The organism is uncultured Shimia sp., assembly GCF_913054185.1.
Lineage (GTDB): Bacteria > Pseudomonadota > Alphaproteobacteria > Rhodobacterales > Rhodobacteraceae > Shimia.
In genome coordinates this window covers 53,667-62,450 of the sequence record NZ_CAJXIV010000014.1, presented here as the reverse complement: position 1 = coordinate 62,450, position 8,784 = coordinate 53,667, and the positions used below count along the sequence as shown (strand labels likewise).

Annotated in this window: 6 protein-coding genes; all 6 read left to right on the top strand. The window is 59.1% G+C overall.

What is annotated here, in order from left to right; genetic code table 11:
- A partial coding sequence (locus QZ517_RS05260; protein ID WP_294223244.1) for an Ig-like domain-containing protein occupies positions 1–1,563 on the top strand: 1,563 nt, incomplete at its 5' end.
- 66 nt (positions 1,564–1,629) lie between these two features.
- The gene (locus QZ517_RS05255) at positions 1,630–2,985 is read left to right on the top strand and encodes a TolC family protein (RefSeq protein ID WP_294223241.1); all 1,356 of its coding nucleotides are present in this window, start codon (positions 1,630–1,632) and stop codon (positions 2,983–2,985) included.
- The gene (locus QZ517_RS05250) at positions 2,982–5,297 is read left to right on the top strand and encodes a type I secretion system permease/ATPase (RefSeq protein ID WP_366766004.1); all 2,316 of its coding nucleotides are present in this window, start codon (positions 2,982–2,984) and stop codon (positions 5,295–5,297) included. Before QZ517_RS05255 ends, QZ517_RS05250 begins: the two co-directional genes overlap by 4 nt.
- On the top strand, positions 5,294–6,475 hold the full coding sequence (locus QZ517_RS05245; protein WP_294223239.1) for an HlyD family type I secretion periplasmic adaptor subunit: 1,182 nt from the start codon (positions 5,294–5,296) through the stop codon (positions 6,473–6,475). The genes QZ517_RS05250 and QZ517_RS05245 overlap by 4 nt, the downstream gene beginning before the upstream one ends.
- A 463-nt stretch (positions 6,476–6,938) precedes the next feature.
- The gene (locus QZ517_RS05240; RefSeq protein WP_294223236.1) at positions 6,939–7,619 is read left to right on the top strand and encodes a jacalin-like lectin; all 681 of its coding nucleotides are present in this window, start codon (positions 6,939–6,941) and stop codon (positions 7,617–7,619) included.
- 554 nt (positions 7,620–8,173) lie between these two features.
- Positions 8,174–8,779, top strand: a complete 606-nt coding sequence (locus tag QZ517_RS05235) for a LysE family translocator (protein WP_294223234.1) — start codon at positions 8,174–8,176, stop codon at positions 8,777–8,779.
- Positions 8,780–8,784: the final 5 nt, after the last annotated feature.

Below are 8,784 nucleotides of genomic sequence, written 5' to 3'. Positions count from 1 at the left end.
TGGAGCGTCACCTACGCCGCTGGTGAAATCCCGCAAGGCACCTACGACACCACCGTGTCCGTAACCGCAACCGATCTGGCGGGCAATGTGACCACCACATCTGACAGCTTCCGCGTGGACACCGAAATTTCGGCCGCCATGGATGCCAGCCAACTGGGCGGCGACAACACCGCCAACGCCAGCGAAGTTGCGGGCGGCTTCTCCCTGACCGGCACCGCAGAGCCTGGCTCGTCTGTGGCTGTCACCATGGAAGGTGTGACCCACACCGTCACCACCGCCGCCAATGGCACTTGGGCCGCGACTTTCGCAGCTGGTGAAATTCCACAGGGCACCTACAACAGCACGGTGTCCATCACCGCAACCGACGCAGCTGGCAACAGCGCCACTACCACCGGCACTGTGGCTGTGGACACAGAATTGTCCGCTGGCATCAATTCGGGGCAGGCTGGTGGCGACGACATTGCCAACGCCGCCGAGGTCGCAGGTGGTCTCAGCCTCACAGGCACCGCAGATGCAGGCAGCAGCGTCGTTGTACAGATCGCAGGCGCAACCCGCACCGTGACCGCCGCCGCCAATGGCACATGGGTGGCCAACTTCACCGCTGCGGACATACCGCAGGGTGAGTATGACACGCCGGTTTCCGTGACCGCCACAGACGCCGCAGGCAACACAGCCACCGCAACGTCCACCATTCATGTGGACACCTCCACGTCCATTGACGTGGATCTTTCGGCAGGCGTCTTTGCCGCGCCGGTGAATGCGGCCCAAATGCAGGGTGGCGTGGTTCTGGAAGGCACCACCGAGCCAAACTCTTCTGTGGTTGTCACAGTGGACGGCGTTGTGCGCAGCACCACCTCAGACGCTTCCGGCAATTGGTTTGTGACGTATGAAAACGGAGCTCTGGCCGAAGGCACTTACACCGCCAACGCCACGCTTGCGGTGACCGACGCGGCTGGCAACACAGCCACTGCCAACGCCACCTTCGCGGTGGACACCGAGATCACCAACCCGGTTGTTCAATCGGTGACCTTCTCCGATGATGATGTTACCTCCCTGTCTCTCAGCACCGAGAACCAGGACTACGAAGTGCACGCCCTCAACCAAGACGGCTCCACCGCTGAACTTTCCACCACCGAGGTGGCCCTGGGAGGAGACGAGTCACTCTATGTGCTCAACCCCAAAGCCTCCGACGGCACCCATTTGGTCATCGCCTCCACCGACGATGCTGGCAACCAGTCCGACACGCTTCTTGTGCTGGACGACAACGTCACCAACGCGGGCACGCTGGATCACGCGGCAGCGGGCAACTTCAATATCGAAGGTATCGAGTTGGATTATGCCTCAGATGCAAATCTGACCCTGACCGAAGCACAGATCAAAGACCTGTCCGATACCTCTGACACGCTCACGGTTCACGGCGGCGCGGATGATCAGATCACGGTTACCGACGCGACCAAGACCACCCAAACCGTTGATATCGAAGGCGAAGCTTATGATGTCTACACGGTGGGCAATGACGGGGTGACCCTGATCGTCGATCAAGACATCAACGTCATCATCTGATGCACGTTGCGGGGCGGCCAAGGGCCGCCCCGCGCAACTTCAAAGCTCCGGAATATCTCAGCCACTATGTCTCGCCGCCTCATCACCACCAGCCTGCCCCTGCTTTTGGGGGCCACGCTTCTGAGCGGCTGCATGGCCAATATGAGCGAACATCTGCCAGATATGAGCAAGCCCATGGGCCTGCTCAAAGGCAAACCTCAAAACGCAGAAGCCGCCGCAGAAGTCAGTAAGCGCACCAGCTTTGAGCAGGATGCGGACAAAGACGCCCAAAGCGAAATTCTCAACACCCTGCTGGCCCGCCGCTCTGTTGTGCCCGCTGAAAGCACGCTCGGCCATGTGGCTGACGTGGCACTGACCTCCTCCCGCCGTTCCGCTGAAGCGCAACTGCAAACTGCCAAACTGCGTGCACAAGCCGAAAACAAAAACTGGCTGCCCACACTCAGCCCAGAAATCTCTCTCAACACACTCAGCGACGTGATCGCCGGTCTGGTATTTGAACAGGTGCTGTTTGACCACGGCCGCAAAAAGGCCGAACGCGAGTATGCTGCGGCAGATGTCGAAGTGGCGGCTGTGACCTTGTCAGAGGATCTGAACGAACGCACCTACACGGCTTTGTCGCTTTATATCAAAGGCTTGCGCGGCCAAGAGAAAGCACAAGTTGGCGCGCGTGGCCTCACTCAGATGCGCCAGTTTGAGCGCATTGTGAAAGGCCGCGTCGAGGGCGGAGTCTCCAACAAAGGTGACCTGCGCATGGTGCGCAGCAAGATCCAGACCCTGCAAACCAAAAGTGAAACCGCCTCTGAAAGCGCAGGCACAGCTCTGGCCGAACTCAAAGCCATGACCGGTACCGCCTTTTCTTTGCAGCCTGTTTCCTCGGTGTCGGCCCAATCTTACCCTGCCGTTGAACCTTTGGATGTCCTGCGCGCCCGCGCCGAAGCCGAACGCTCCGTGGCACAAGCCACAGTGGAACGCGCCGCACAACTGCCCGGCCTCAAAGCTTCAGCGCGCACAACCAACAAAGGCAACAGCGCGGGCCTCAACATTTCGAACGATGTGGGCCTTGGCCTCGGCACCGGCGCACGTCTAAAAGCCATCGAAGCGTCCAAAGACATTGCTGCCCGTCAGGTGGACGAAGCCCGCGAAGACGGCGCACGCGCGCGTCAACGTCTTGAGAAGAATATCCAAAGCCTGGAACGCCAAGAGCGCGAGGCCAATACGCTCGCCCGCGAGGGCCGTGAAACCTACAAGCTGTTTGAAGCCCAGTTCCGTGCAGGTCAGCGCTCGGTGCTGGAAGTGGTCGATGTTTACGAACAATCCGTGCTGCGCTCCCTTGACGGCGTCGACGCCAAATACGACAAGCTGCTGGCACAACTAGAGCTCGCCCGTGATCTGGGTCTGCTGGCAGACGGAGACGCAATTTGAGCGACGGGACTTCAAAAGGCAAAGCGCCGGTGGTGCTCTCCATTGCTGCGGTGAAGTCCACCAAAGCCGCCAATCAAGCGCCCGCTCCTGCCGCAACACAAGTTGCTCAAATCACACCCAAAACGGGTGACACTCCGGCGCAAAGTAAAACCGCCGCCACTCCGACGCCATCTGACGCGATCCATGATTTGGTCGAGGCCACCGCCACCCGTATCCAGCATCGCGCCACGCTGATTTCCACCTTGGCCTCACTCAACGGCGTCGACATTCCAGTCACCGATGTGGCTGAGCACATGTGGACCAATGCGCCGGGAGATGTGTCGATCAAGGCGCTGTCTGGTGCCCTCGCCCACGCCGGTGTCGAACCCAAAACCCATCATAAGATGAAAGTCACTGCCGCCGCATGGCCCGCTGTGGCGATGATGAACAACGGCCAGGCCATTCTGGTGCTCTCCCAGGACGAAGACACGCTCTACGTCTATGATGACAGCTGCGCGGACAACCGCGCCGAAGTGCTGGTCTCCGAGTTTGAACCCTTCTTCTCTGGAACCGCCCTACGCGCCAAAGTCTCGCTGCGCCAACTCGCCGAGCGCCACGTGCCCCAAATCGCCGATGGCATGTCTGGTCACTGGTTCTGGGGTGAGTTCACAAAATACCGCCGGCACATGGGCGAAATCATGCTCGGCTCGCTGGTCGCCAACCTTCTGGCCGTGGCTGTCGCGCTGTTCTCGCTGCAAGTCTACGACCGCGTGATCCCGCACCAGTCCCAAGCCACCCTCTGGGTGCTGGCCGTTGGTGCGATCTTTGCCATAGGCCTCGAAGGCCTGCTCAAACTCGCCCGTGCCAAGATGAGCGACGCCGCAGGCCGCCGTATGGAACTCTCCATTCAGCACCGCTTGATGAAGCGCCTGCTGGGCATGCGCTCGGACCGCCGCCCCCTGCCCCCATCCGGCCTGTTTGCGGCGATGCGCGACTTTGGTTCTGTGCGGGACTTCTTCACCTCCACCACCATCTCGGTGCTGGCGGACATGCCATTTATCTTCATCTTCCTTGCGCTGGTCGCCTCAATCGCGGGCAATCTTGTTTGGGTGCTGATGTTTGGCGGCATCCTCATGGTTCTCCCGGCCTATGTGCTGCAAAAACGCATGATCAACCTCTCGCGCGAATCCCAAGGCGCCTCCGCCAAAGTGGGCCGCCTGCTGCAAGAGGTCATTACCGAGCTCGACACCGTAAAAACCCAACGCGGCGAAGACCGCGTGCTGCGCCTGTGGGATGAACTCAACGCTGTCTCCAGCCACTCCTCTGCCGAACAACGCCGCCTCAGCTCCGCCCTGACCTACTGGTCTCAGGGTGTGCAGCAGATGACCTACATCGCCACTGTGGTGATTGGCACCTACCTTGTGTTTGCCGGTGAATTCACCGTCGGGACAATCATCGCTTGCGGTATCCTGACCTCGCGAACCTTGGCCCCACTGACCCAGTTTGCGGGCACTCTGGCGCGCTGGTCCAATGTCAAAGGCGCGCTGGAAAGTCTTGATGCCATTGCCCTTTCTGAACAAGAGAAAGACGGCGAACGCAAGTACCTGCGCCGCGAGAAACTCGAAGGTCAGTTTGAACTGCGCGAGCTGTCCTTTGCTTATGACGAAGACAGTGGCGCCACATTGGACGTGCCGGGCGTGGTGATCAAACCGGGCCAACGTGTCACCATCTTGGGCGCAAACGGCTCTGGCAAATCCACATTGCTGAAGCTCATGGCCGGGCTTTATGGCCCAACCAAAGGCCGTGTGCTGCTGGATGGCACAGACATGGGCCAAATCGACCAACGCGACATCCGCCGCAACATCGGCTACCTCAGCCAGGACGTGCGCCTCTTCGCAGGCTCCCTGCGCGACAACCTTAATCTGACACAGCTCGAACGCGACGACGACCGCCTGATGCAGGCACTCGATTTTGCCGGCCTCGGCCCCTTCCTGCGCAACCACCCGCAAGGTCTCGACCTGCAAATCCGCGACGGCGGCGAAGGGCTTTCCATTGGCCAACGCCAATCCATCGGCTGGGCCCGCCTCTGGCTGCAAAACCCCAGCATCGTTCTGCTGGACGAACCCACCGCAGCGTTGGATCAAACGCTTGAACGCACGCTGGTCAGCCGCCTCTCCACTTGGCTGGAAGGCCGCACCGCCCTCATTGCCACCCACCGCACGCCCATCTTGGCGCTCTCGACCCGCACGCTGATCCTGCAAAACGGCCGCCTTGTGGTCGATGGCCCCCGCGAACAGGTCCTTGCCCACCTCGCCGAAGGCGCAGCAGGATGACCACCTCCGAGTTTGACAACGAAACCGGCCTCGATGAGCAACTCAAAGCCTCCCGCCTGACCATCCGCCTGATTGCCATCGCAGTTGGGCTGTTTGTCCTCTGGGCCGCCTTTGCCTGGGTCGACGAAATTGTGCGCGCGGATGGCCAGGTGGTCTCCTCCTCGCGCTCCCAATCGGTGCAAAACCTCGAAGGCGGCATTCTCGCTGACCTCGCTGTCAAACAAGGCGACCTTGTTGAATCCGGCCAAATCCTCGCCACCCTCAGCGACACCCGCTTCCGCTCCGCCTTTGATGACCTGCAAGACCAGATTGACGCGCTGGAACTGCGCCGCCTGCGCCTTGAGGCCGAGATCGACGGCCAGTTTGCGTTTGACGTGCCCGAGGCCCTCGCCGCCCGCGCCCCGCGCATTCTGGCCTCGGAAAAAGCCCTGATCGAAGCCCGCCAGACCGATATCGACAGCCGCCGCGAGGGTGCGTTTACCCAGCTTGAGCAGGCCCAGGAAGAACTCTCCAACATGGAGCGCCTCTACAAAAAAGAGTTTGTCGCCCTGCTGGAGGTCAACAAAGCCCGCGAGAAAGCCTCTGAAGCTGAGATCCGCTACATGGATATCCTCACGCAGGCCGAACTGGCGCTGGCGGAAGAATACTCCGAGACCTTGAAAGAGATCACCTCTCTGCGCCAAGAAATGCGCCTCGCCCAAGACCAGCTTTCCCGCACCGTGATCACGGCCCCCATGCGGGGGATCGTGAACAACCTCGCCGTGACCACCATCGGCGGCGTTGTCCGCCCCGGCGAAGAAATCTTTGAAATCATCCCCTTGGGTGAAGAACTCTTTGTCGAGGCTCAAGTGCGCCCGGAAAACATCGCCAACGTCGAGCCGGGCCAGGACGCCTCCATCAAGCTCTCCGCCTATGACTACACCATCTATGGCTCGCTCAAAGGCAAGGTGGATTTCATCTCCGCCGACACCTTTGAGGACGAGCGCGACCCGTCTGCGCCGCCCTACTACAAGGTCACCGTGAACGTGAACGCCGACGCGTTAACCGAGCGCCAAAAAGCCATCGAAATCCGCCCCGGCATGCGTGCCACCGTTGAGCTGCACACCGGCTCCAAAACCGTCCTGCGTTACCTGATGAAGCCGCTCTATAAGAGCAAGGAAGCGTTTCGCGAACCTTGAGCTGGGCGGCAGGACCTAGGCAAAGGTCCGGTAACTGACAATGCGCGCGTTCGACAAAACCGCCGTATTGGCCGCTATGCTTAGACAAGCTACTCTAGCGGGTAACGACCTCAAAGTCAGCTTTGGAGCGGTTTGAGGTTTCAGTGTTTTACGGACCGTCCCGCAAGACTCGAAAAAATGCGGCTCATTAGCTATCGTTTGGGCAGGGGAAATTAGCAACGCGCGGCCAGAATAGGTACTATGGCGTCTTTCTCAGCCTTAACCTCAGAACTGACCCTTCCCGCTTCGTCGGAACCGGTAGATTCGAAAATGACCGCAAGCTGTTCAATATCAGCCCGAAACGAGGCCACTTGGGAAATATCGATAAAGCCTTTCTCGGTATTCGAATTCGTGCAACGCTTGCCAAGATGCACAGACAGGCGTTTGGCCGTGTATTCTGCAGTCATTTGAATTGGAGACAATTTTGGAAACACCTGAGTATTACAAAGATTACTTTCGCGAGGGTCCCGTTGGTGGCGACAACGATAAACAACGCGATTTCGCGATCTACCCGCCTGCTGCCACCGGATGGCGGATAGATGCTATCGCCATGAATGCCGCGTGGTTGATCGACAACCTTATGGTCACCTACGAAGGCATCGACGATGAGAACAAAGGAGAAACCCGTACATTCAATAAGAATGGCCAGACGTCAGCCAAGGCGCTTGCGGCTGGCCCGACTGGCAAGCATTGGACAGTTGCAGCCGTGGAGCATTTGACCAAGATAACAGGACGGCATGGCAAAGCTACTACAGGCGATTTGTATGGCGGGTCGGAAAACACGGTCGTGACCCTTAGGGTGGAGGGCCTGAAGGACACTACCGGTGCGGCCGGAGGAGGAGGGGCTGGCTTTAAGGACACGACTGAGCCGTTTGAATTCAACGCCCCATTGGGATTCCATATCGTCGGTTTTTTCGGAACTCTCTTCATCAAAGAAGACCACAGTGAAACTGTCAATAAGCTTGGCGTCCTGTTCGCCCCAATGCCGCAGTTGACCGAGGATGAGAAAAAAAACATCCTCAAAATGAGAAAAGAAAATAAGAACGATGAGGAAATTGCCAAAGAACTCAATAGGCATCTCGATACGATCAAGCAGGTGAACTAGGCCGCTGATATAGTACCACGCAGCCCCCGCTCAAATGCTTCAGTTTGAGCGGGGCACGTCACGCCGCACGACCCACCTCAGATTGGTGTGATGCTCCCTGACTTGACTGTGAAATGTTCGACTTCTGAATTGTTTTTTCGGTCTCTCGACCCGCGATTGCGACTCAATCTCTATTTGTCATCCAGAGATGATGGAGCAATCGGAATGGAGTTCGCTCGATTGCTCACAGAATTTGCGGAAATCCAATGGTTCACCAGGTCGGGTGAATACGTCGACAGCGACTGGCAAAGCCGTAGCTTGAGTAATTGGAAATGCTCAGGAGCAGACCTCTATACAAGTCGCTACATCGATCATTGTGGGCTCAAAGTCGCCGTTCGCTGCTCCCACAAGAACTTGGCAAGTGACAGCCTGCAAGGCTCTCGCCTCCCTCGCCACATTCCCGCCGCACAAATTATCAGCATTGCCTGTGCCACACCCCTTTTCCCCGCAACTCTTGCGTGACTTGGACTGCCCGCTCCCGTACGTCTAACGCACAGCAACAGGAGCCGCCTCCCATGGACCTCACCCACATCTTTACCTTCAATCTCGCCCTGGCGGCCGCCATCGCCAGCCCCGGTCCGGCTTTCCTGATTTCCGTAAAAACCACCCTCACCGGCGGTCGCCGTGCGGGTCTCGCTGTAGGGGCTGGTCTCGCGCTGGTTGCTGCGCTCTGGACCTTGGCGGCGCTCTTGGGGCTCGAGGCCATCTTTGCCGCCTTCCCTTGGGCCTATATTGCCGTGAAAACCATCGGCGCGCTCTACCTGCTCTACATCGCCTACGGCATGTGGCAAGGCGCGCGCGCACCACTTGCGCCCACAGAGGTCAAACCCGCCCGCCACGCCTTCTGGCAAGGCGTCGCCATCCAAATCATGAACCCAAAGTCCGTGCTGTTTGCCGCCGCAGTGCTCGTGGTGATCTTCCCGCCCGGCATGACCTTGGCGCAAAAAGGCTTTGTCTTCGCCAACCACTTGGCCATCGAGCTGATCTTCTACAGCCTGCTGGCCTTTGGCATGAGCACATCCACCGCCCGCAACGCCTACCTGCGCGCCAAGCTCTACCTCGACCGCATCGCCGCTGTGGTGCTCTCCGCCCTCGGCCTACGCCTGTTGTTTGGGCGGTAAACACC

Bases quoted from the DNA above. Each gene is read 5' to 3' on its own strand.
- QZ517_RS05255 (WP_294223241.1), top strand. From the start codon at position 1,630: ATGTCTCGCCGCCTCATCACCACCAGCCTGCCCCTGCTTTTGGGGGCC.
- QZ517_RS05245 (WP_294223239.1), top strand. From the start codon at position 5,294: ATGACCACCTCCGAGTTTGACAACGAAACCGGCCTCGATGAGCAACTC.
- QZ517_RS05235 (WP_294223234.1), top strand. From the start codon at position 8,174: ATGGACCTCACCCACATCTTTACCTTCAATCTCGCCCTGGCGGCCGCC.